Genomic DNA, 24,150 nt, shown 5'->3' on the forward strand with positions numbered 1-24,150 from the left:
AGTTTTCACACTAACAATATATCAATTTTTCGGAAAATTTACAATTTATTTTTTAGAATATGTATTCTCAGCTTAAAATGATGAAAAAGTTAGGCTCTTTATCATTTTTCTTCCAACCACAATATAAGCTAGAGTCATTGATTAAATCCACTCCTACAACCCGAGTAGAAGAAAGCCTAATTCTTCATTTTGACCGATCGTTTGATGTAACATGAAAGGTTTATATAAATTTACCACCAAAAAGAGAAACACGCCTCCTAGATTGCAGTGGCGTGTTTTTCAAGTTTACTTAAATAAGTTAAGAAGTTTCTCGAAGAATCCTACTTTATCTTTTGTTTCTTTTACATCTTCTTTGTTATCTTTTATTTTAATCTTATCTGTTTGGATGACAAATTGGACTAGTTCCAACTTTTCATTATTTTTATCTGATACAAAAGAAATTGGCTCATAATCAGATTTATCATATTGCGATATCATTTCATCCACTTCTTTTGTCACCTCATCAGGAATGTCTTTAGTTGCATCATGTAATTGTCCAGTTCCATTATGAAGCGAGCCAGCTCCTTTGGTTAGTTGCTCAGCTCCAGATAGAGAACCGCTAATTCCTTCATGGATGTCACTATATGATGTACTTAATTCAGAAACACCGCCTGTATAAGCAAGTAACCCTTGGTGGAATTGATTATAGTTAGATACCATTTCTTCAACACCAGATGTCAATTGTTTTAACCCTTCATCAATGTCAATTTGAAGAATAGATTCGTCTATATTAGATGATATTGCACGAAGGTTACCTGCTGCTTCTCTCATTGATTGACTAAAGGTTGATAGCGGTTCAACCATGTCTGTAAGGTTATCTTTGGCTAGTAGTAGAACTTCTTGAGCAGCTTTTGTCCCTCTATAGGTTTCTACCAATTGATCAATTACCTCTTTATCCGCATTACTTTCATATAATTTATTTATCTCTTTATCTGAAATTTGGTTATCTGGTATCTGCTCCAGAGCACGATTGATTTGTGTTTTTACCTCATTATAATTAACAACTACTTGGTCTACATCATTTGCTGCTTGTTCTAGATTATCCGCTACCTCAGGCAGATCGATTGTTACATTCTCGAGTTCCCCAATACCACTTACGCCACTGGCTTGTTTCATCTCATCTTTAATCAAAGATAAAGTATTATTTATTTGTGCTGATCCTTCTGTTAATTGGTTACCAGACTGACTTAATTCATTTAGTCCTTTTTTATATTGTGCAGACCCACCCTCTAAAGACCGTAAGCCTGATGATAGTTCATTCATTCCTATTGCTAAGTCTCCGACACCATGATGAAGGTCACCAATTGCCTCAGTTAATGAGTGAAACTCACTCGTCAATTCTTCAGTATCTGGGCTATCAATGGCAAGTGAAGCAGGTAAAGCAGATATTTGCACACCTTCTGTTTCAAAATGATTTGTTTCTGCCTCAATCGTAAATACTTCTTCCTGCTCCGGCATAACGGTAAAAGTGAGCTGCTTATCTTTGCCGGATTGTGCAACAGTGGCATTCTCGGCTTTTATCTCCTTGAATTTTTCAGTGTTCAGCGGTACGCTAATTTGCAGCATATAATTTTCAGAGAATGAAGAACGCTTACCTTCATTCGCTTCTACAGCAATTTCCATTTTTATATCGCCCGATTTACCAGCTAAATTTTCTGGTTCAACCTTTTTATTATTAAGGTAATAATTAATTGTAAAACGCCAAGGTAACTCAAAGTTATTTGGTAAGTTTCCTTGATAATAGTAATTTTCTTCTTTTGCTTGTAATGTGATCTGATCATTTTCTTTGCTAATTTTTGATGTGTCAGTTAGATTTTTAACCTTTTGGTAATTCCCAAAATCTTCTATCACACCAGGTTCTATCAGTTCAAACGAATTGACAACATATAATTCGGTTAGGTTACCGTCTGCTAGCAAGTTAGCATAAATCACTTCATTTTTGTTTGCTACTTTCCCTTTACTCATTCCGCCTTTAACTGTTTGTGATTCAGCATGTATATTCATCACAGGAAAGAAAAATAGGGAAGCAGTGATAAGCATCCATTTAATGATCTTCATGTTTTTCCTCCTTGTTACTAAAGTCCATTTGTAGAGATGTTTTTTGAATCAATTTATCACATAGTAATAATAATGCAGGTAGAAAAAGGATAACGAGTAAAAACGCGAGCAATGCTCCTCTACCTAATAATAATCCAATAGAACCGACGATTGGATTTGAAGAAGTTAGCCATAATATAAATCCGACACTAGATAAAATGGAGGCAGACACGATAATGGAAAATAATTTCTCATCAATTGTTTTTCTCATCGCTTGTTTTGGAGAAAGTTTTCCACGCTTATGCTTATAAGTCTCTGTTAATAAAATGGCATAATCGACCGTTGCTGCAAGCTGTACAGTGCTAACGATGAGATAACCAATAAATACTAATGACGTATCGGTAAAATAGGGTATGGCGAGATTAATCCAAACAGAAGATTGTATTGTTAATAATAAGATAATCGGTAATGATAATGATTTGAATGTGACAAGTAACACGAATCCAACCGCGATAACGGTTAAAGTATTTACTAAAGAATTATCTTCTGTAACCGTTGATTTCATATCATAAAGTGCAACACTTTCGCCTAAAGTTAACGCTTGATTACCAAAATACTTAGTACCTATTTCCCTTATCTCTTCTACTAATTGAAAAGGAATATCTCCTTCTGTTCCTGCATCAGTATTAATGATGATTCGACTGTAATTATTGGATAAGAATTGTTCCTTTGCTTCCTCCTCTAAATATTCTTGCGGAATAGTCGAACCAACCATATTCGTGTAGCCAATTACATTTGAGACATGGTCAACCTCTTCAATAGATGCAATCATTTCTTTTTCTTTACCTATTTCATTATTAGGTACCAATAATACTACAGCGGTTGATTCGCCAAATATTTCTTCTACTTTTTGGATGTCTTGCCCTAACCTAGTACTGTCAGGTTGATCCCCCATTCCATAAGTAAATGAGGTTTCTTTTTGTGCTAAAAAGCTTGGTATAACGAGAAGTAAGACGAAAATCAAGACCGGAAACCTTAACTTTAATGTTTTTTTTCCAATACCTTTAAAATTTGGTATTAATGATTTGTGCTGTGTTTTTTCAATCCAATGATGGAATAATAATGTAAGTGCTGGAAGGAATACCATCACACTTATAAAACTTAAAATTATTCCTTTAACAAGGTTTAAACCTAGGTCTGATCCAATCTCAAAATCCATAAACAATAATGCAATAAATCCAAATAGAGTTGTAGATGCGCTCGAGGCAATGACACTAAACGATTCTTTCATAGCTAGTTTCATAGCTTCATTTGGCTCATGCCCTTGTTTACGATAATCTTGAAAACTATGTAATAAAAAGATAGCGTAATCCAAGGAAACAGCTAACTGCAAAATTGGTGCGACTGATTGTGTCACAAAGGACACTTCTCCTATAAAAACATTACTCCCTAAATTAATAATTACCGATACACCGATAGCCGTTAAGAAAAAGAGCGGTTCAACCCAAGAGTTTGTCGAGAGAACTAGTATAATGATAATAATGGGAATAAGTATCCCTGCAGCGAGTAACGTTTCTTGCCCTGTCATTTTCTGCTGCGTAGCTGTATTTGCAGCTTCGCCAATAAGTGATCCCTTCTCACCAATTATTTGATATATATCTTCTGTTGCTTCGACCTCTTTGCCACTCTCAATGGTGACAGAATAAAGAGCGTGATTATTTTTGTAGTAATTTTCTATTGTGCCTTGGTCTCCGGTTTCTATTGGTGTTCTTATGTCCATCGCATCATCTAACCACATCACATCAGTTACACCTTGAACCTTATTTAATTTCTCTTTGATAACGAGCGCTTCTTGGATTGTAACATTCTCAACCATTACGCTTGTATTTGGAATACCACTAGTAAATTCCTCTTCCATCACTTCTAAAGCAACGGTAGATTCAGCTTCTGCTGGGATATAATCTTTCATATTATAATTAACATTCACAAACAGAAAGCCAATAGCAGAAAGCACTGATAACAAAAAGAAAATGATTGTTACAGATTTTTTATAACGAATAATAAACTCAATCATTATTGGTTTCCCCACTTCTTGATGTTGAAATTCTTTTACAGTAACATTATACATACCACTGTGTTAGATAAACAACAAACAGTTGTGTAAAAAATGTTTAACATCCAACATTTAAGCGTACTTTGTTGGATTTCTTTAAAAAAGTGAGGGTTTGTATGATGAACAAAAAATTGGATCGTCGGAAACAATATACTCGTATGGTGTTAAAGGAAAGTTTAATGGAATTATTAAGAGAAAAAGTAATCTCCTCCATTACCATTAAAGAATTATGTCAAAAAGCAGATATCAATCGTTCTACTTTTTATAGTCATTATCGTGATCAATTTGATTTACTCCAGCATATTGAAGATGAGATTTTGTTAGAATTACAAGTCACTTTAAAACAGTACAACCATAATGAGACAAATGAAACTTTTGCAATGACAAAGTATTTATTAGATTATGTTTATAAACGTAGTGCTGATTTTCTTGTTTTATTTAGTGACCATGGTAACAAAGCTTTTCAAACGAGAGTAATTGATACTGCACAATCAATCATTATTAATAGTTTAAAGGAAGAACAGCAGGTCATAAATCTAGATAAATCAAAATATATGATTTACTTTGTAATTAGTGGATGTATTTATGTAATTGAAAAATGGTTAATGAACGGGATGAAAGAATCTCCGGAAGAAATGACAACCATTATTACTGAAATAAGTAATCGGGTTATTCTTCATTCTAAATAGGATGCGAATATATCAACATTCTTCACATCAATATTTTATTCATCTCTACTGTATTGGAATTTAAGTTGTCTTCCCTACTCATTTGCATCATTTTACGTATCAATTAATATATTGTATTTATCGCTACTACATTATCAATTGACAAGTATTGGTTTACAGATAATGATTTTTTGCTTATGATAGGATAGACGAACAAATAAATATATCGAATGCGCTAGGGGAGCTATATTTAATGGCTGAGAAGGCAAGTGCCTGACCCTTATAACCCGATCTAGATAATACTAGCGTGGGGAAGTGCAGTTGGTCAGTGTATTCTCTTTTTTTCTGCATAACCAAACTGCATTCCATCGGGGTGCAGTTTTTTTGTTCAAAAAATGTTAAAAGGAGATTTTTATATGAATCAATTATGTGGAACAAGTAGTATCGTGGGTTGTCAGTTTACGCTTTCTGCAATGAGTGAGAGGTATGTGGACATCATCTTATTTGCCCTTAAAGAAGTGAACATGTCAAAGGTGTGGGCTGAAACTGATGATGTATCTACTTGTATCCGTGGTAAGCAAATTCATGTTTTTGATGTAGTGAGGGCAATCTTTTTACACGCAGCTAAAACGGGAGAACACATCGCTATGAGTGGTACCTTTTCGATTGGTTGTCCAGGAGATTCAGCAGCAGATGTATACATGGACGAAACTGACATTGCCTTGAACAAGGATGATACAAAAGAAATAGACCAGCTTGCAGGTTGTAAATTTGCCCTCTATCCCTTAGGGAGGGAAGATTATATGGAAAAAATTTATGAGCAAATTGATTGGTCCAAGGAGACTGAAGTAAACGTAAGCCATAGCCATTATGCCACAAGGCTTGATGGCAAGGTGAATGATATTTTTAACTTGTTACAGAACGTTTTCGATCAGACCAAGCAAGATGTATCTCATGTGACAATGACATTCACATTATCAGCTAACAGCCCTACTGGAAAAGCTAAAGAAGTGAAAGTCTCATGATAAAATCATGGCGTCTAAAAGATATTGTTCTCATGTCAGTCCTGGGTGTAGTATTTGGCTTTATTTATTTAGGTTTTTTTGGGGTCGGTAAAGTTCTTGTTGCCATCCTTACCCCGTTTGGATTTGGACCCATTGGTTATGAATTGATTTATGGCATATGGTTTATTGTATCAATAATAGCTGCTTACATTATCAGAAAGCCAGGCGTTGCTTTTACAGCAGAAACCATTGCTGCTATTACCGAAGTACTTGTCGGCTCAACATCTGGACCCACTTTAATTCTTTCAGGGATGGTGCAAGGGTTAGGGGCGGAAATCGCTTTTGCACTGACAAAATGGAAAAATTACCAACCTCGAATTCTCGTTTTCTCAGGTGTTAGCGCAGCATTTATTAGTTTTCCTTACCATTTCTTTGTATCAGGTTTTCATGCCTATGAATCCTGGCTTATTATGACAATGTTTGTTATACGTCTCTTAAGTGGAGCCATCATTGCTGGTTATTTAGGAAAAATGTTAGCGGATCAACTAGCGAAAACTGGTGTGTTAAATGGGTACCCGATTGGGAAGGAGGTAATAGCAAGGCATGAAAAATCATCAACCAATTTTTGAACTAGACTCTTTCTCATTTTCCTTTGATAAACACGATGAACCTTCTGTAAATAATGTAAGCTGTAAGTTATATGCAGAGGAAGTGACTTTATTACTTGGAGCAAGTGGTTCTGGCAAAAGTACACTTACACTATGTTTAAATGGTCTATATCCTGAGGCGATTGATGGTTTTACTTCAGGGGACCTTTTATATAAAGGGAGAAATATCTCCTCCTACCCTAAAGGAGTAATAAACCAAGAAATAGGCATTGTCTTTCAAGATCCAGAAAGTCAGTTTTGCATGGTTCGTGTAGAAGATGAATTAGCATTTGTGTTAGAAAACTTGTCTATTCCCAGATGCCAAATGAAACAAAGAATAGAACATGTGCTAGATATTGTAGGATTATCACAATATATGAAACATAACATTCACCATCTTTCAGGAGGACAAAAACAAAAGGTTGCGCTAGCTTCTATCCTTTTAATGGACCCTCAATATTTAATTTTAGATGAACCTACAGCAAATTTAGATCCGATATCTAGCCTCGAGTTTATCGAGACAATTATTAAGATTCAAAAACAACAAAGATTTGGTTTGCTTGTAATTGAACACGAAATCGATGACTGGGAACCATACGCTCATCGGTTGGTTGCGCTTAATAACAAAGGAGAATTACTTTTAGATAGTACGCCGAAGGAAGGTTTTCAAAATCATTTACATAAGTTGACGAAGAATCGTATAAGAGTACCTAAAAGGTATGAAAATAGAAAAATGCCTATTCGACCATCAAGTGAGAAAGAAAGTACAGAAGTAATCGTTAATCTTAAAGATATACAATTTAACTATAAAAATAAGCAAATCCTAAATGAGCTTTCCTTTTCAATCAAAAAAGGGGACTTTTGCGCAATAGTTGGCGAAAATGGTGCTGGTAAATCTACGTTATTACAGTTAATAGCCAAATTAATTAAGCCCGTCTCAGGCTCGATCGATTTTTTAAACACTCCATTAAGTAATTGGCATGAAAACGAATTGTATAAGAATATGGGCTATGTATTTCAAAATCCTGAGCATCAATTTATTAACCAAACTGTATACGATGAAGTGTGTTTTGGTATCAAGCTACGTGGCTATTCTAGAGTAGAAACAGAAAGAATGGCTCATCATTTATTAACCGACTTTGATCTCTTATCTGATAAGTGGAAAAACCCATTTTCATTAAGTGGTGGCCAAAAAAGAAAGCTGAGTGTAGCAACGATGTTACATTCCAAACCTGATTTACTTCTATTCGATGAACCAACATTTGGACAAGATGCCTATACGACCTCTCAATTTATGCGTATAGTCACGCACCTAAATGATAAAGGGGTAACCATCGTTTTCGTTACACATGACATGGATTTAGTTGATTCATACTGTAATAATGTCTTGGTTATGCAACAAGGAAAGATCGTTTATGATGGTACACCTAAAGCACTTTGGCGAAAAACTGAGCTTCTAGAAAAAGCCAGATTAAGGATACCTTACCGCTTACGGTTGATCAATGAAGAGATGACAATATGATACACTCATTAAATCCAACCATGAAAGCTATTACGGTTATCTTACCTGCCATTCTGTTGAGCTTTTCCTTTGATATTATTACACCAGCGATTATGTTTATTTATATCCTGATACTTACCTTTTTCTTCAGTAAACTGAACATAAAGAAATGGTTGTTTTACTTTATACCTATGTCCTTTTTTGCGCTCGGATTAGCTTGGATGACAATGCTATATACGGATGATAAGTACGCAACTGGTCCTATTGTTTTTTCGTTCTTTTCTTTTGATATCAGGATGGGTAGCATTATAGTTAGTATGAGTTTAGCACTAAGGTCATTGTGTTTTATAGGGTTATCTTTACTCTTTGCTTTTACAACTGATCCCACAAAATTTATGTTAAGTTTAATGCAGCAAGTTCGCCTTTCACCTAAGTTAACTTATGGTATTTTGGCTGGGTATCGCTTTGTTCCAACCTTCAAACACGAATTAGACTTGTTAAAGAAAGCTCATCGTATTCGGGGCCTTGGTCGTGCGAAAGGATGGAGAAATCGCGTGGAACATATGAGACAATATTTTATTCCCCTATTAGCTGGTGCCATTCGGAAGGCTGAAAGAGTCGCAATTGCAATGGAATCAAAAGGTTTTACAGGGTCAAAAGATCGAACCTATTATACTGTAATGAAAATCAAGGCCACTGATTACCTATTTATTATCATCATGCTTATCATTTTAATAATCGCCTATTACGTCTCTTATCGATTGGGCACCCTTAACATATTTGGCCATCGGATAATGCCCTAACTTTACTTCCTTCAATCTTTCTAAGTAATATTAACAACGAACAAGTTCAGTTATATGATTAAGAATTTGTTCGTTGTTGATTAACTTATTGTACTTGTTTGTAATTATTTCTTCTTAAGTCAAGCAAGATATATCTAATCAATATCATCCATTCCCCATGCTTTGAACAATGCCTTCAAGCTGTGTTCCAATTGTTCTTCACGAATACCTGCAAAGCCTAATATGATTTGCGGTTCTTTATCCTCTCTTCTAATTATGGAGTAATTAGATAATGGATAAATTTTCAAGCGCTCTCTTTTTGCGCGTGCTACGAGTTCGCTTTCATTCATTCCGTTCTTGACAATCAATACGACATGTAATCCAGAGCTTTCTCCCATAACTTCTAATTGCGGAAAGGACTTGAGTACGTTTAGAACTATTTCTACCTTTCTTCTATAAACTTTTTTCATCCGGTTTAAATGCTTTTCAAACTCTCCGTCTTTCATAAATCCACTTAAGGCATTTTGGTCTATTCTCGAAACCGTGCAATGATAAAAAGATAATTTTTCTTTATAAGATTTAACAAGGGGTTTCGGCAAAACCATATAACTAATGCGCAATGATGGAATAAAAGATTTAGAAAAAGAGCCTAAATAAATAACCTTTTCCCCTCTGTCCATACTTTGCAGAGACGGTATCGTTTTTCCGTTATAGCGAAACTCGCTGTCATAATCATCTTCAATAATGTAGCGATCATTCTTCTCTGCTGCCCAATTCAACAATTGTTGTCTTCGTTGAATCGGTAAAACGGTTCCATAAGGGAAATGGTGTGAAGGCGTCGTATACAGGATATCTATAGGCGATTTTTTTATGGCGTGGATGTCGACTCCTTGTCTATCCACTAACAGTGGATACACTTCATATCCGTAATTATGTAGTATCTTCATCATTAAATGGTAGCCTGGGTCTTCCACCCCATAGACCGTATTTTTATCAAACAGAAAAATCAGCTGTTGTAAAAGAACTTCTACACCTGCGCCAATTACTATTTGTTCTGGCTTGCAAGTTACACCACGGGAATGATATAAGTACTGCGCAATTTCTTTCCTTAAATCAAGTTCCCCTTGGTTTTCACCAAGCAGTAATGAGGACTGATGAACAGGTTCAATATGTTGTTTCACATACTTTCGCCATTTATCAAATGGAAAGTGAACTGTATCAATTTGGCTCGGGTGAAAATCATAAATGGCTGTTTGTTCCTTAGGATAAACACCCACTGTTGAACTTTCATTCTTCATTTTACTTTCGATATATTCTAAGTCTGTTAATGGTAATATAAAGTAGCCTCTGCGCGCTTGTACTTCAATATAACCTTCCGCTTCAAGCTGTTCATACGCTGTTTGAATGGTATTTTGACTTATTTTTAACAAGGTGGCTAATTTTCGTTTAGATGGAAGCTTATCTCCTTCTCGTAATCTTCCCACTGTTATTTCGCCCTTAATATAGTCATATAATTGCTCATATAAAGGCACATCACTGTCTCTTAACAACTCACAAGCTAAGTAATCCATCTAACTGCCCCCTCTAACTGATACTATAAAATTATCAAAAACTGATACTTACAATCATATCAGTTCCTTTTTATACTAATAAACAAATCTGAAAAATGCAATGGAGGAATGAAAATGAGTCAATTAGTAGGTACAGAAACAGTAAAACGCGGGATGGCACAAATGCAAAAAGGCGGTGTCATTATGGATGTCGTCAATGCTGAGCAAGCAAAGGTCGCTGAAGCAGCAGGCGCAGTTGCTGTTATGGCATTAGAGCGCGTGCCTTCAGATATTCGTGCAGCTGGAGGAGTCGCTCGCATGGCGGATCCAAGAATTGTTGAAGAAGTGATGCAGGCAGTGTCTATTCCTGTCATGGCCAAGGCTAGAATTGGACATATTGTTGAAGCACGAGTGTTAGAAGCAATGGGTGTTGATTACATAGATGAGAGTGAAGTATTAACCCCTGCGGATGAAGAGTACCATATTTTAAAAAGTGAGTTTACGGTTCCATTTGTGTGTGGATGTCGTGATTTAGGTGAAGCAGCAAGAAGAATTGGTGAAGGTGCATCCATGTTAAGAACGAAAGGTGAACCGGGTACAGGTAATATTGTTGAAGCAGTAAGGCATATGAGAAAAGTTCAAGCACAAATTCGGAAAATCACTTTGATGAATGATGATGAACTCATGACAGAAGCTAAACTCTTAGGTGCACCATATGAAATCCTTCGTGAAATTAAGAAAAGTGGTAAATTACCAATAGTAAACTTTGCTGCAGGTGGGATTGCCACGCCAGCAGACGCTGCTCTCATGATGGAACTTGGTTCTGATGGTGTCTTTGTAGGTTCGGGTATTTTCAAATCTGAAAATCCAGAAAAGTTTGCTCATAGCATTGTGCAAGCAACAACGCACTATAAGGACTACGATTTAATCGGAAAGCTTTCGCAAGAACTCGGTGCTGCAATGAAAGGATTAGATATTTCTAAATTATCCTTAGAAGAAAGAATGCAGGAGCGTGGTTGGTAATGTTAAAAATTGGCGTACTCGCCTTGCAAGGAGCCGTTTCTGAGCACATAAAACAAATCGAGTCAGCCGGGCAAGTCGCTGTAGCCGTAAAAAAAGCAAGTGAACTACCGTCACTTGATGCTTTAATTATTCCTGGTGGAGAAAGTACGGCAATAAGAAAACTAATTGATTATTATGAATTCAAAGCACCAATTCAACAGTTTTCAGCAGAAAAGAAACCGATTTTTGGTACTTGTGCGGGTTTAGTATTACTAGCTAATGAGTTAGTTGATGGTAGTGAAGCGCATTTACGGTTAATGGATATAAGTGTAAAGCGAAATGCCTTCGGTCGACAAAAGGATAGTTTTGAAACAATGTTACAAGTAAAGGGATTCACAGGCAATGTTCCAGCAGTATTTATTAGAGCCCCAATTATTACAGAAGTAACAGAGCATGTGGAAGTGTTAGCTACATATGATAACCAAATTGTAGCTGCCAAACAAGGTCATCTACTTGTTACCTCCTTCCACCCTGAATTAACAGAGGAAAATCGTTGGATGAAATTATTTATCAAGATGGTAAAACAGGCACATCAAATGTCTACCATTCATTAAATCACAAAAAGAGCCTTGCTACAGATAAGTTAAAAAGAAATGCCCGGAAAAGAGCTGTTTCCTAATAGGAATTTTTCCGGGTTCTCTATGTATTTATTTACTCTCCTTTTCCTAACCTGCAAATCTATTTCTTATCGCGAGAAGTTATATATGGCAAGATGACGAAACACACTTGCTTACTTCGGTAAAAATACGCTCCTTCTTCGAGTCCGTTTAGCTGTTTAGAAGAACAGCAGTAACCATTTTATTTATAAAGTTTCACTGCCCCCTCCAAAAACTTTACATATTTCACAATAAATGCTTTTGGTTTTAAAATCTTAACTTTATTACCAAATCCGGCCAAAAATTGATAAGCATATTGATTCTCAGGCAATTCAATTGTTGCAACGTAACTTGTTCCAGCTTCTTTCTTAACGGCATCTTTCCCATATCTATCGATAAATTGATCCCTTACAGCAACATCTATTGATAGATGTACATTAACCATTGTTTTTTCTTTATTGTGTTGTCTTTCATGTTTGTATTCCTGATTAATTCTTGCATCAAAATAACCGCCTTTTTGGATGTTTAATATCCTCGTCAACTTAAATGTTCGATAGTCTTTCCGTTCTAAGTTATAGCCAAAAAGATACCAATGCATTTCACTTAAATGTAGTCTATAAGGTTCTACCACCCTATAAGTTATGTTTCCTATTTGGTCAACATACTCAAACTTTAATAACCGATTATTATTAATTGCTTGCTCAATAAATAAAATATCTGCTTTAGATTGCCTTCTCCCAACCCAATCATAGAAAGATAGATTAAGATTTGGAGAAATATCTGTGCTGGTCATTCCTCTAATTTTTTGAATAGTCGTTTGAATTTCTTGATTTGTAATCAGTCCCTCAAAGCCTGCTAAAGCTATAAGTATATTTTCTATATCCTTGTGATTTAGTAAACGTTTATCAAATTTATACTCTTCCATTAGCGCATATCCCCCTTCAACACCATATTTCGCATAAATAGGGATTTTTGCATAACTTAATGTTTCCATATCACGTTGAATCGTTCTTCTCGTCACATGAAAAAGCTGACTAAATTCTGAAGCCGATACAACTTCCTTTTGTAACAAAATCATTACTATCGAGATAAGTCGCTCAATTTTCTTCATATTCTCCTCCGATATACGACATACATATGTCGCTTATGTACTATTATACTTCAAATATGAAAAGGAGGAATAAAATATGAAAGCAATAAATTATCTACAATTTGATGGAAAAGCAGAAGAAGCATTGGCCTTTTATGCAAAGGCATTATCAGCAACTAGCAAAAAAATAGTAAAATTTGGCGACTTCGGTCAAAATCCCAATGCCCCATTAACAAAAAAAGAACAAAATATGATTATGGAATCTCGTATGGAGTTTTCGGAGAATATTTTAATGATCTCTGATGTTCCGCCTTTTATGCAATCTGTCACAGGTGATATCACAAATGGTAATACCCTCTTAATTAGTATTATTGACGCTGATCCCGAAATAAATGAACAATATTTCGAAAGCCTTTCAGAAGGTGGTACTGTGATTATGCCGATTTCTTCTACGCCATGGTCAGCAAGTTTTGGAATGTTAGTCGATAGATTTGGGGTAATGTGGAAGTTTAATAGTGAGGCAAGTAAATTTATAGATGGTTATGTAGATTAATCTTCTATTATTGGGGATTTCTCCAACCTTTTTGGCGTAACACCCAGACTAAACAGAATAGACAAACTAGCCTCTGAGATTTCCTATATTATTTGGAAATTTCGGGGCTTGTTTTATTTCTATGATTAGATATTTAATAAGAAATATTGATATAAAAGAAAATTGGTAATCTCTTTTAAAAAATTCCGATAAATATTTTTCTTTTTCTCCTCTTCTTTAATCAAAACAATCCCCTCATTTCGTTAGTTTGCTTTAAGACAGTGTCATAGTGTCTTATAGAGATAGAGAAGAGTATGTTTAAACAGATTCATTGATGGCCAAACTTTTAGTAAAAGAGATTTGGGGAGGAAAAGCTGAATGAAATTGACCAAAAAAGAAGCGGAATGACCGCCACTTTAAGGTAGTTTTTCCCTTTAATGAAACCTTTCCTACAATTGTTTCGTAATAATTATAAAAGGCTTGTTACTGTTAAAACGTAGATTTCTCAATGGCTTTGCGGAAAATGAGTAAACAATCAGGGCGGTTTCCAAAAAGGAGGGGTACTGAATGGCTTATATTGGAGTAGCATTTGCTTTAGCCGTAGCTATTTGGATAGGTTGGAAAGAAGACAAAAAGAGAAAAGATTGAATAATAATGATAAACAAATGGGGGCTTGGCAATTAATAGAAGTTTTTCATTTGTATTTAGTGAAAATCACCCCAAACGACTGTTAGTTGATTAACCACCTTAAGGTGGCTTTTTTTTAAGAAAAAAGGCAGTAAATGGGGGAGGTTGACCAAGGTTTTATTTATGTTTTCATTCGTTGTTTAAAAAGAACGAATCGTGCTTTTTCACTGTTTCTTAATATGTATAATATACTAGGCCAACAAAAGTGCAAAGAAAAAGCCAGATTCCACATGGGTTCTGGTTTTTGTAACTGCCAATATTGTGACGTTATGTCTACTAGATTGTATAGGTGCTGTATATTTATTTGTCAAGAAATACTCTTGTTTTATTAGAATCAGATGCTATGTAAAATGTAATAAAATATAATCGATAAACATAATAAAATAATAAGGATAATTTGAATGCAACCTCCAATTATACTAAGGATTCTACCCCTTGATGCCCATTTAGTTTCTTCAATGTATTCCCTGTCTTTCATTACCTTTGAAGAAGTCAAAATCCCGAATACTCCAACTATAATCCCGATATATGGTAATAATATAGACGTTACTCCTAATATCATGGGTAAACGACTTTGTTTAAATGTAGAATCCAAAAATAGTTCCTCCTATAGAATAATAATTTTATTCATTTTATTCCACTCTAATTGGATTAATACGAGTTTATTATAAAAAGTAACCATCCAATTAAGATTACTAGAGGAGAAAAAATCATATGATTTGGATTTTAGAAGTCGTAGCAACAATATTGGATGGTCTTTTATCAATAAGGGATTTTTTGAAAAATAACAAAAAAAAGTAGAAACTTAATCAATTTTATTGAGCTTTCACATTAAACACCATTGCCCAGGTTATGCTCAGGATGGTACCGTTTCCTTTATTATTCTTTTCAAGTCTACTTGCCACCAATTTTCCGTAGTTACTTACTACACTTGCAACAAAATCAAGTACAGGTATTTTTAAGATTCTCAAAATAGTTGAACTAGATTTTACATCTTTATCAAACTCCCTTAATTGATCTATTGCATTTACAGTATCCCTATTATTTAAATATCGTGTATATCCCCCACCAGTGTTTAACAGTTTTTGTTACTCCTTGTACTTCTACATTTTGAATTATTGTTTATCCGATAAAATAGTTATAATTCCTTGTTCAGCTTCTTGATTCAATTCATTTAAGCGTACTTCTGAATTATCTAAGTTATATTATTGTAATTAAATGGATTTTTTAAGCTCATATAAAAAAAGAGCATGTACTAAGATAGTTTTTTGCTTTAGAGTTGCTGTTCTGTTCGCTTTACTTCTCTTTTATCTTCTTCTTCTAACGCTTTCCCCTTTTTTGAATCAATAATTTTTTGAATCAATAAAATGATAATAGTGAAGATAATTATACAAAATACAATACCGATGTTCGAAAATGAGATACCGTCTAATCTATTATCCAATCATAAAATATAAGCAGAAAATAAAATAATGAAGGTGCCTATTAAATGAAAGAACTCGTTGCTTTTGAATTTTCTATACGAATATCATATAGAAATGAGATCCATTCATAAAGGAATAACCATAAAAAAATACATACGGAACTTTTGAACTTGATATGGGTTAGCGACTACCTATTAAAAGTCTCTGAAATCATTATTTCAATTAGTAGCAAAAACCAGCTAATCCCTAGACAGTACATTAGCTGGTTTTTGTTATAAATACATAGATGTAAAAAGAGCACACTCCTTCCTCCGAAAAAGCGCCTTATTCTCTAATAAGAACTAAATTTATCAATTGTTATTTTTAATTAAAATTTGATTGCGAATATGGTGTTCCATATGCGAAAGATAATCTTGAATAAGCCACTCGAGTGTCTTATGTTGATTATTGCCTATGTCACAAAGTTTAGATAGGCTTTCGCTAGGAACATTTTTAACAATAGTGAGAATTTGCTTATTTAATGTCTGAAAAAGGTTTACTATTTCACCCAGCGGTCTATCTTGATAATTCTGAACCTTTACCCAATGATCTTGATTATATGATTGAATAACATACATTTGTTCTTCATACTGAATTTTTATAAACCTTTCAATATTATTTATCGCAGAGTCACATAAATGTCCTAAAATTTCTTTTTTAGACCATTTATTTGGTAATGGTCGATTAGAAATTTCTAATTCTGACATAGAATTGTACTCATCTGGCAATGTTTTTATCCAATGATTGATCCCCTCAACTACCTTTTGCATATTTCTCTTCCCCCTAAAATTTTTATAAGACAAATATTCAACTGTACTGGAGGTCTATCCTTTTGAAGTTACCCGTATATAATATCCATCTGGGTCAATGACTCTAAAATCAGTTGCCCCCCAACTTTGGTGTTTAATAGGAGATTCTATGACTTTTGGTGCGACTTTTGTGATTTGCTCGTAATGATCATTGACGTCATCCACACTTAGAATCAACTCAACGCCCACTCCCTTATTTGCTAAATTCCTTTTTCTGAAGTAATGGTCCCCGTCTAGAATGGATTCTCCTGTGAGTAAGAGAAAAGTATCCTCATTCTTAAACAAGGCACTATTCTCCCCTTGTTTCATAAGGCTACATCCTAATATTTCTTGATAAAAATGAATCGACTGGTGCATGTCTATTACAAATAATTCAATTTTGAAAGCCATCAACTACCTCCTTTATTTACTAGCAATGGTTGAATCAGTCTTATGACATCTTGATAAAACGAAGGCGGATGCGGAACAAAGTGTGCTTGAGTGATATTAGTGTTCAGCTCATCACTTTGCCTAGGATCTAAGATAGATCGGTCTATAATAGGAATCGTATCTTGTTCCCCCACCCATAATCGGCAAAAATCAGTCCATTTCACTTTAACCAAGCCGGCTACTTCTTCTTCTTGAAGAGAAAATTGATCCCAGTTGAATAATCCACGATATAAAAAAACATGTGCATGCTCTCTATCTTTCATCTTTTCGGTTTCTATGGCATAGCGAAGCATACCAATTGAGGAAAGTTGTTTTATAGAGACATTGATGCCTAGCTCTTCCTCTACTTCCCTAACTCCATCTTCAATGGTTTCATCCGCTAATAAATGCCCTGCAGCAGTAATATCTAGCAAATTAGGATAATCTTTCTTTTGCGCACTTCTGATCTGTAAAATGAGGTAGTCTGTTTCTCCTTCCTGACTTAGTAGCCAACAATGAAAGACTTCATGCCAATAGCCATTGTCGTGCGCGTCGTCTCTTGTTGCTATACCAATTTCGTTATATTGTTCATCAAAGATTTTCAAGAATTCTTTAGTCATGTATGCCGTCCTTTCCTACAACCAATCTTCTAGTACACTCCAAGTAATAGTGGGTTTGCCGTTGTCTGATTTCATTGTGCCGGTATAGATTAATTCATTTTCCAGGTGTTCATTATAATGACTGGCAATGGCCCTCGACGTTTCAGAAACGTTTTCCTTTTCCAAATTTTTCATCCTGATCCAGCACAATTCTCCCTCCTCACCAGAAATAATTGGTCCATTCTCCTTTAAGCTTGCAAAGAAGACATATTGAACCCTTATCTCATTTTCATCTGCTTTTAATCTATGGACAATATACCTTAACTGTAGTTTTTCTAAAATAAGTCCAGTCTCTTCCTGCACTTCTCTTATAATCGCTCGTTCTGGGTCATTTAGCTCATCTGGCTCCATATGACCACCGATTGGAACGAGTTTCCCTGGAAGAAATGCGTGCGTGGAAGGTTTTTGTAATAGTAAAACTTCACCATATCGATTGGTTAAAAACGCAACGGCCATTTGCCTTAACCTCACTCAGTAATCACTTCACTTCCCAATTGACTTTTATTCTCCCTTTTAAATCTGAACCGGTTACGAAAACACGATATTCACCTGTTGTATCTGCTGTAAAATAGATTCGAAAATTGTTCACGTCTTGATCGATTGCCTCTATCATCTGATAAGACACATCTTGATTTTTTTCGTCTAAAATATAATAACCATAGCCACCCTCATTTTCAGGTAAAAATTGAATGGTTATGTAGACTATCTCACCACGGGCAAGTGAAATAGGAATAGGTTGGATACCATTAAAATGAGTAAATTGAGCAGAAAATGAGTTTTCTGACCTTTGATCATGCCAGTCTTTCTTCTCTGTATAGTCTATGTTGGATAATACAACTAACATGGGAAGAAGTAGAACAATTCCCCATAGCTTTTTATGATAGTGTTTCACGATTTTATAGCAAAAGAAAAAGATAACAGCTATAAATGCAGCGAATATACCTGCAAAAAAGGTAAAAAAGCTGATTCCCGTAAGAGGAAAGAAAGCTATAAAGCCAGCGACTGTATAAATTATGGCCTGAGCTGATATGGATAAAGATAATTTAATCGAAAACCCGTCAATGACCACAGCAGCAAGTAGAGCATAAATGATGCAGTAAAGATAAACCCATGACTGATATGACTGCTTCCATGCATATAAATCAAAACCAACACTACTTAGAAGGAAAACATTTAGTAGAATAAGTATGCAAGTGAGTGTAGTTAATAGATTCATTATATATGATAGAATGGATTGGTTTTTATCCGTGTTCATATGAACAACTCCTATGAAGCAAAAGATTTTATTGAAAGATCTGTAATTTCTGCTGATTATTAATGGCAATAATGCCTATCCATTGTTGTTTAGCTACAGCAAAATTCAACTGATCGTCTCCCCAATCCCAAGAAGGGTTCCATACCCCCTCCGTTGTAATTGTTTTATGTAAGTAAACAATATTTTCTTCTACAAGATTGCGATATTGATGATATAGAAGTTCCTCTTGATTATGAATTAAATCTAGTGGTAGTGCGCCATAACTTTTCCCCCATGTATCTGGTAATTTGTTCATCGCTCGCTCTGCTAGTTGATGGATTTTAGCAAGCACTTTTTTGGAATCACCCATTTTGTCCTGTAATAAGTTAGCTGCCTTCTGATAATTATTAATCTCATGAAATCCCATGTCTTCCGCTTGCTGCAGATAGGTGAAGGCTTTTTCAATTACTTGCCATCCCAACTTATTTGCTTCACTCTCCTCGTTCGACCAATGTATCAAATAGGCAGCTAATTCAACTGATGGATTATACATCCACGTAGATTGAACATCTTTTGTATAGTGCCAATGAGGGGCATGGGGATAAAGGTTATGTTCTGGTGTTACTGTGAGCCAAAGTTCCGCTTCTCTATTATAAGAAAGTAATAAATAGTTGACGAGATTCCTTACTATCTTTTCATCCTTAGTCGCATTCACTTCTATTAATTGTTGGCACGCTGACCATGTAGCAATAGCCGAAGAATCTGGCAGCCAGAAATCGGGTTCCAATCCATTACCGAAACCTCCATCTTCGTTTTGGTAGGACGCTAAATACTGAATGACCCTTTCTCGTGACCCTCCATCAAATAGGTATTCCCATCGTGCCAATTCAAGTGGTCGAGCATTACGCTGCATCCAAATCTTCGTTTTTTTATTCATCCTGTCTCCTCCTTAATCATAGCGTCTTGAATAGAGCTCGTTAGTCAAGATTAGAAAACTGACCACGGCTACTGGCATATCTTGATGAGAGCTGTTTAAACTTTGTTCACCGTTTTCTATTGCCTCTTTTCCTTCTGCCATTGTTTCATCTAAGGAACTAGATGAAGAATCATTATATTCACTAAACGCGTCAGCAATATATCGTGAATAATGAAAGCACCACTAATATTCGATATCATTTTGCGCCTTATCACTCATTCTTTTGCTTAAGCTTCATAGATAGTAGAAACCTTCCATATAATTATAGAAGAATACATTCTAACTTAGGAGGTCAATTTTCAATGAATTTGTTAGGTATGATTACTTTTCTCTTATTAATTATTGCTGTTGATTATTTTTACTTTGATAGGGATAGAAAAAGATGGGGTTGGTTGAAAGGTGCAAGTCGCGCAAAGAAAGCAATTTGCATATCCTCTATCCTTCTACTTTCTATCATATCTTATCTAGGTTTAAGTATGTGATATTCCCTCTGAAAATTCTTATAATTTTTGTTACTTTTGTAATAAAAGAACAGGCATTTTTTCCTCTTTAATATGAAAAGAATGGCTAATCTCTTGTTTTGCTGGTATCATATGTAAATAGTTAAAATTTTTATTGATTTTTCAATTTGATTACATCTCATAATTGGAGGGTCAATTGGTTTCTTTTTGCCCAAACATACTATATAATGCGCACTAGATGATTTTAATCAAAAAATCATTCTGCTTGCAGGAAGGAGATTGATTATGAAGAAATGGACAGTTTTATTAATGACAAGTTTGATGGTGCTTTTCTTAGCCGCTTGTGGAGGAGACGAAGAAGCAAAAGATGCTGAGAAGAAGGACGAAGGGCAAAACACTGAATTATCTGCTGAAGATAAGAAAAAACAAGAAGAAATGCAGAAGAAATTAGACGAACAAATGGTTGAGGATGATTCAACTGTTGCTGTAGTGAATGATGAAAAAATCTTAGGTGTTGATTATAATTTGACACTTACTACACTACAAGGGCAAATGCAACAAATGGGTCAAGACCCAACTACTAAAGAAACATCTGAACAAATGAAGACTCAAGTAATTGATAGCCTTGTTGGACAAGCACTTATCCTTCAAGAAGCAGATAAAAAAGGGATTAAAGCTTCTGAAGAAGATATCAATGAACAATTTGAGCAGACAAAAGGTCAGTTTGAAGATGAAAAAGCCTTTGCAGCTGCTCTAGAGCAATCTAAATTAGATGAAAAAGAATTAAAAGCACAAATCGCTGATAGCATTCAATTCAACCAATACGTTGAAAAAGAAGTACCTACTGGCGAAGTATCAGAAGATGAAATCAAAAAAGCGTATGAAGAAGTAAAAACACAAAGTGAAGGTGCCGATCAAGAAGTGCCAAAACTTGAAGATGTAAAAGAACAAATTAAAGCATCTATCCAACAGCAAAAACAACAAGAAGTACTTGCTCAACATGTTGATGACTTGAAAGAAAAAGGGAAAGTTGATATTAAGATTTAATAAACCCCCCCATCCAAACTTCATTTGGGTGGGGGTTTTTGATGGTTCTTGTAGTCTTTATAAAGACCTCAACCTATCAAAATAAACAAATTTCCCAGTGGTACCAGTAGGAATGACCTTAACTTGGGTGCCTATTGGATTATTCTATCGAGTAATATTTTCCCCATTCTTCTTGGTTAAGAAAATAATTGCATAGGACTCTTGGCGCTCGGGTTTTAAAGTGAACATAATGATGTTTTTTCCTCCTTCTACAATTAATAACTTTGTTTGCTTTTATAATTGGATAGCAATTGCTACCCTATAAGGCTTCAGTTCTTTCGTAATAAACTCAATGTACTTTTGTTCATTCACACGAAAATGCTTATCAACATGAAATTTTTCACTATATAAACCTGCCTGCCAAGGGCAATAACCTTCTGTTCTTTGCACCGGTATACTATCAATACCCACTATCATTAGTTAAGCATTATGGTAATCTAACCCTTTTTCCAATGACAAAGAGTCACCACCAATTGCATCTTGATCACGTAAAAGATTTTGACCATCATGCATGTAAAGCACAGGATAGTGATTACTTGAAATGGGATAACCATTGTTCTCGTTTGTTTCAAGAAGCAATGCAACAAATTTAAGCACACCTCACTTATGCAATTTTAATAAGGAGTTGTTAAGGAAGTATTTAAAAGTTTAATAAGGAAAACTCATTTCTATCATTTACGATAATGTTTTTAAAGATATTATACAAATTTATACGAGCATAATTGGATATTTTTTTTATTAATAAATCAAAGCTATATTTTAATCCACTCCGAAAGAGGGTATGAATAGGAGTGAAGAGATAAGAATAATGAATAAAACTATACATAAAAGAAAATGAAGGAGTACTTATGATGACTTATATTTTATTACTTGTTGGATTCGCATTATTGATTAAAGGGGCTGATCTTTTTGTTGACGGTTCTTCCAATATTGCTAGGTTGTTAAGAGTCCCGCCCATCTTAATTGGGTTAACGATTGTGGCATTTGGTACAAGTTCACCTGAGGCTACTGTCAGTATTATTGCGGCACTAGAAGGAAGTGCAGATGTTTCACTAGGGAATGTGCTGGGAAGCAATATCTTTAACATCACACTTGTGGTAGGGGTTACAGCCTTTTTATATCCATTGAAAGTACAAAGTGAAACCATAAAAAAAGAAATCCCTTTCACATTACTTGCAAGTGTTACTTTGCTCATTCTTATGAGTGATATAGCATTGCAGGGTTTTGACAGTAATTTACTTACTCGTAGTGATGGGCTTGTCTTTTTATTATTTTTATCTATATTTATGTACTATGTCATTGAAATTGGCCTTAAAAGTCGGCAAAATAAAGAAAATATATCTACTCCTAAAGACATTACGTGGGGGAAAAATATATTCATTTCGATTATAGGTCTAGCGGCCATTATTTTTGGTGGGAATTTGGTCGTTAACAACGGGACAGAAATTGCATACTCCCTCGGTATGAGTGAAACATTAGTAGGGTTAACAATTGTTGCAATAGGTACCTCTCTACCAGAACTAGTAACTTCAATTACTGCAGCGTTAAAAAAAGAGAGCGAAATCGCTTTGGGTAATATTGTAGGTAGTAATATTTTTAATATTTTATTTGTACTTGGTGCCTCGGCAACCATCTCACCATTAGCCGTAAATGATAAAGTCTTTATTGATGTCATTCTTATGATAATCCTAACGATTGTTCTATTTATATTCTCGCGGACCAGTTTTAAAATCGGCAAAAGAGAAGGGTTCATTCTCGCTGTCGCATACATTATTTATTTGGTTTATATTATTATTCGTAATTAAAAAATGCTATAAAATAATTGAATGTGCATGATAAAAAAAGACTTCCATTTCTAGTTTGAAAGTCTTTTTTTTGTTTGTTTGCCCTATATGTTTGGCTTACGACATTTGATAATAAAGCTAGTCGGTAATAGACTGGCTTTATCAGGTGAATACCAGCCATTACTATGTCTATCTTTATCTTCTTCTGTTAAACAGACCTCTTCGATCATTTGCTCAATATGAAAGCCAGAAGCAGTAAGTAAATTGATATATGTACTTAATTTATATTGTTGCATTGTTGCTGGTTCCTGCCATGCATGATGATTATAAGCACCTTCCTCATGATAGCTTTTAGTCATAACGAGTTGTCCATTTTGGCGGCTCATTCTATTATATAGTGGGTGCTCCCAACTAAAGATAAATAAACCACCATCATTTAAATATTGAAAGACATTGGCCAATGTCTTGCTTAAATTCGTCGACCATCCGATCGCGTATATTGAAAAGACAATATCAAAATACGCACTTGGAATACCAGGATTCTCTTCCATTGGAGACTCAAATAATTGAATCGATGTATTACTTTCTGCTAATAAGTGCTTAGCTGTTTGAATTTGCACATGAGATAAATCAAGCCCCCATAACTCACTAGGAGATTTTCCATCTAAATATTTGATTGAATGACCACTCCCACATCCTAATTCCAATATCCTCTTTCCTTTCACCTCACCGAATAACTGAAAATCATCTTCAGTAGGTGCGAACGGACCATATTCAGGTAGCGGGTTTCTAGCAAAAAAACGCTCTGCGGCTTTATCCCAACTTTTTTTGTTTTGTATTAACGTTACATTATTCATACTCTCACCTCTTAAGAACATATATTCTTCTCTTGGGTGATGATGTCCTCCTTTTTGAGAAAAAACTAGGGTGATCATACTTCAATTTTGTGTCATAATACAGTA

24 protein-coding genes and 1 riboswitch are annotated in these 24,150 nt (G+C 35.0%); of the genes, 11 read left to right on the top strand and 13 right to left on the bottom strand.

Features of this window, described 5'->3' with window-relative positions; translation table 11 throughout:
* Positions 1-285 precede the first annotated feature (285 nt).
* Together LG276_RS12120 and LG276_RS12125 are read right to left on the bottom strand one after the other, a co-directional pair.
* A complete protein-coding gene (locus tag LG276_RS12120; RefSeq protein ID WP_224936487.1) occupies positions 286-2,097 on the bottom strand; it encodes a YhgE/Pip domain-containing protein in 1,812 nt (603 codons plus the stop codon).
* Positions 2,084-4,150 carry an RND family transporter gene (locus LG276_RS12125; protein WP_224936488.1) on the bottom strand — a complete coding sequence of 689 codons (2,067 nt, stop codon included), beginning with the start codon at positions 4,148-4,150 and terminating at the stop codon, positions 2,084-2,086. The genes LG276_RS12120 and LG276_RS12125 overlap by 14 nt, the downstream gene beginning before the upstream one ends.
* 158 nt (positions 4,151-4,308) lie before the next feature.
* Between LG276_RS12125 and LG276_RS12130 the strand changes: the two genes are divergently transcribed.
* The 5 genes from LG276_RS12130 (at position 4,309) to LG276_RS12150 (ending at position 8,812) form a co-directional block, all read left to right on the top strand.
* Positions 4,309-4,878, top strand: coding sequence for a TetR/AcrR family transcriptional regulator (locus tag LG276_RS12130; RefSeq protein ID WP_095373690.1), 570 nt, complete (start codon positions 4,309-4,311; stop codon positions 4,876-4,878).
* Between the two features lie 206 nt (positions 4,879-5,084).
* Positions 5,085-5,188, top strand: a riboswitch (TPP riboswitch).
* An 85-nt stretch (positions 5,189-5,273) separates the two neighbouring features.
* Complete coding sequence (locus LG276_RS12135) at positions 5,274-5,882, top strand: Ykof family thiamine-binding protein (RefSeq protein ID WP_224936489.1); 609 nt, start codon at positions 5,274-5,276, stop codon at positions 5,880-5,882.
* Positions 5,879-6,490 (top strand): ECF transporter S component, encoded by a 612-nt coding sequence (locus LG276_RS12140; RefSeq protein WP_224936490.1) that lies wholly within the window; start codon positions 5,879-5,881, stop codon positions 6,488-6,490. The genes LG276_RS12135 and LG276_RS12140 overlap by 4 nt, the downstream gene beginning before the upstream one ends.
* The gene (locus tag LG276_RS12145; protein WP_224936491.1) at positions 6,465-8,030 is read left to right on the top strand and encodes an ABC transporter ATP-binding protein; all 1,566 of its coding nucleotides are present in this window, start codon (positions 6,465-6,467) and stop codon (positions 8,028-8,030) included. The genes LG276_RS12140 and LG276_RS12145 overlap by 26 nt, the downstream gene beginning before the upstream one ends.
* Positions 8,027-8,812 (top strand): energy-coupling factor transporter transmembrane protein EcfT, encoded by a 786-nt coding sequence (locus tag LG276_RS12150; protein WP_224936492.1) that lies wholly within the window; start codon positions 8,027-8,029, stop codon positions 8,810-8,812. Before LG276_RS12145 ends, LG276_RS12150 begins: the two co-directional genes overlap by 4 nt.
* Before the next feature lie 134 nt (positions 8,813-8,946).
* On the opposite strand, the gene LG276_RS12155 is transcribed toward LG276_RS12150, so the two are convergent.
* Positions 8,947-10,362: a PLP-dependent aminotransferase family protein gene (locus LG276_RS12155; protein ID WP_224936493.1), complete on the bottom strand. Its 1,416-nt coding sequence runs from the start codon at positions 10,360-10,362 to the stop codon at positions 8,947-8,949.
* Between the two features lie 114 nt (positions 10,363-10,476).
* Between LG276_RS12155 and pdxS the strand changes: the two genes are divergently transcribed.
* Both pdxS and pdxT read left to right on the top strand, forming a co-directional pair.
* Positions 10,477-11,364 carry a pyridoxal 5'-phosphate synthase lyase subunit PdxS gene (pdxS, locus tag LG276_RS12160; protein ID WP_224936494.1) on the top strand — a complete coding sequence of 296 codons (888 nt, stop codon included), beginning with the start codon at positions 10,477-10,479 and terminating at the stop codon, positions 11,362-11,364.
* On the top strand, positions 11,364-11,957 hold the full coding sequence (gene pdxT, locus LG276_RS12165; RefSeq protein WP_224936495.1) for a pyridoxal 5'-phosphate synthase glutaminase subunit PdxT: 594 nt from the start codon (positions 11,364-11,366) through the stop codon (positions 11,955-11,957). The genes pdxS and pdxT overlap by 1 nt, the downstream gene beginning before the upstream one ends.
* A gap of 244 nt (positions 11,958-12,201) precedes the next feature.
* On the opposite strand, the gene LG276_RS12170 is transcribed toward pdxT, so the two are convergent.
* Positions 12,202-13,110 (bottom strand): YafY family protein, encoded by a 909-nt coding sequence (locus LG276_RS12170; RefSeq protein ID WP_224936496.1) that lies wholly within the window; start codon positions 13,108-13,110, stop codon positions 12,202-12,204.
* 76 nt (positions 13,111-13,186) lie between these two features.
* On the opposite strand from LG276_RS12170, the gene LG276_RS12175 reads away from it, so the two are divergent.
* Positions 13,187-13,642: a VOC family protein gene (locus LG276_RS12175; RefSeq protein WP_224936497.1), complete on the top strand. Its 456-nt coding sequence runs from the start codon at positions 13,187-13,189 to the stop codon at positions 13,640-13,642.
* Positions 13,643-16,082: 2,440 nt separating this feature from the next.
* On the opposite strand, the gene LG276_RS12180 is transcribed toward LG276_RS12175, so the two are convergent.
* From LG276_RS12180 to LG276_RS12205, 6 genes are read right to left on the bottom strand one after another with little or no spacing between them, the layout of a single operon-like run.
* Positions 16,083-16,541: a DinB family protein gene (locus LG276_RS12180; RefSeq protein WP_224936498.1), complete on the bottom strand. Its 459-nt coding sequence runs from the start codon at positions 16,539-16,541 to the stop codon at positions 16,083-16,085.
* Between the two features lie 54 nt (positions 16,542-16,595).
* Positions 16,596-16,970, bottom strand: a complete 375-nt coding sequence (locus LG276_RS12185; protein WP_224936499.1) for a VOC family protein — start codon at positions 16,968-16,970, stop codon at positions 16,596-16,598.
* Positions 16,970-17,608 carry an NUDIX domain-containing protein gene (locus tag LG276_RS12190; protein WP_224936500.1) on the bottom strand — a complete coding sequence of 213 codons (639 nt, stop codon included), beginning with the start codon at positions 17,606-17,608 and terminating at the stop codon, positions 16,970-16,972. Before LG276_RS12190 ends, LG276_RS12185 begins: the two co-directional genes overlap by 1 nt.
* 15 nt (positions 17,609-17,623) lie before the next feature.
* On the bottom strand, positions 17,624-18,103 hold the full coding sequence (locus LG276_RS12195) for an NUDIX domain-containing protein (protein ID WP_224936501.1): 480 nt from the start codon (positions 18,101-18,103) through the stop codon (positions 17,624-17,626).
* A 22-nt stretch (positions 18,104-18,125) separates the two neighbouring features.
* Complete coding sequence (locus LG276_RS12200) at positions 18,126-18,902, bottom strand: hypothetical protein (protein WP_224936502.1); 777 nt, start codon at positions 18,900-18,902, stop codon at positions 18,126-18,128.
* A 28-nt stretch (positions 18,903-18,930) separates the two neighbouring features.
* The gene (locus tag LG276_RS12205; protein ID WP_224936503.1) at positions 18,931-19,818 is read right to left on the bottom strand and encodes a hypothetical protein; all 888 of its coding nucleotides are present in this window, start codon (positions 19,816-19,818) and stop codon (positions 18,931-18,933) included.
* Positions 19,819-20,159: 341 nt separating this feature from the next.
* On the opposite strand from LG276_RS12205, the gene LG276_RS12210 reads away from it, so the two are divergent.
* Both LG276_RS12210 and LG276_RS12215 read left to right on the top strand, forming a co-directional pair.
* Positions 20,160-20,339: a hypothetical protein gene (locus LG276_RS12210; protein WP_224936504.1), complete on the top strand. Its 180-nt coding sequence runs from the start codon at positions 20,160-20,162 to the stop codon at positions 20,337-20,339.
* 264 nt (positions 20,340-20,603) lie between these two features.
* A complete protein-coding gene (locus LG276_RS12215; RefSeq protein ID WP_224936505.1) occupies positions 20,604-21,365 on the top strand; it encodes a SurA N-terminal domain-containing protein in 762 nt (253 codons plus the stop codon).
* A 273-nt stretch (positions 21,366-21,638) separates the two neighbouring features.
* Here the strand turns inward: LG276_RS12215 and LG276_RS12220 are convergent, their stop codons facing one another.
* Together LG276_RS12220 and LG276_RS12225 are read right to left on the bottom strand one after the other, a co-directional pair.
* The gene (locus tag LG276_RS12220; RefSeq protein ID WP_224936506.1) at positions 21,639-21,821 is read right to left on the bottom strand and encodes a hypothetical protein; all 183 of its coding nucleotides are present in this window, start codon (positions 21,819-21,821) and stop codon (positions 21,639-21,641) included.
* A gap of 3 nt (positions 21,822-21,824) precedes the next feature.
* Entirely contained in the window at positions 21,825-22,001 is a 177-nt protein-coding gene (locus LG276_RS12225) for a hypothetical protein (protein ID WP_224936507.1), read from the bottom strand.
* A gap of 254 nt (positions 22,002-22,255) precedes the next feature.
* Between LG276_RS12225 and LG276_RS12230 the strand changes: the two genes are divergently transcribed.
* Positions 22,256-23,209, top strand: a complete 954-nt coding sequence (locus LG276_RS12230) for a calcium/sodium antiporter (RefSeq protein WP_224936508.1) — start codon at positions 22,256-22,258, stop codon at positions 23,207-23,209.
* An 83-nt stretch (positions 23,210-23,292) separates the two neighbouring features.
* Here LG276_RS12230 and LG276_RS12235 read toward each other — a convergent pair whose 3' ends face one another.
* The gene (locus LG276_RS12235) at positions 23,293-24,045 is read right to left on the bottom strand and encodes a class I SAM-dependent methyltransferase (protein WP_224936509.1); all 753 of its coding nucleotides are present in this window, start codon (positions 24,043-24,045) and stop codon (positions 23,293-23,295) included.
* Positions 24,046-24,150: the final 105 nt, after the last annotated feature.

Origin of the sequence: Cytobacillus kochii, from assembly GCF_044790165.1 — a bacterium.
Lineage (GTDB): Bacteria > Bacillota > Bacilli > Bacillales > Cytobacillaceae > Cytobacillus > Cytobacillus kochii.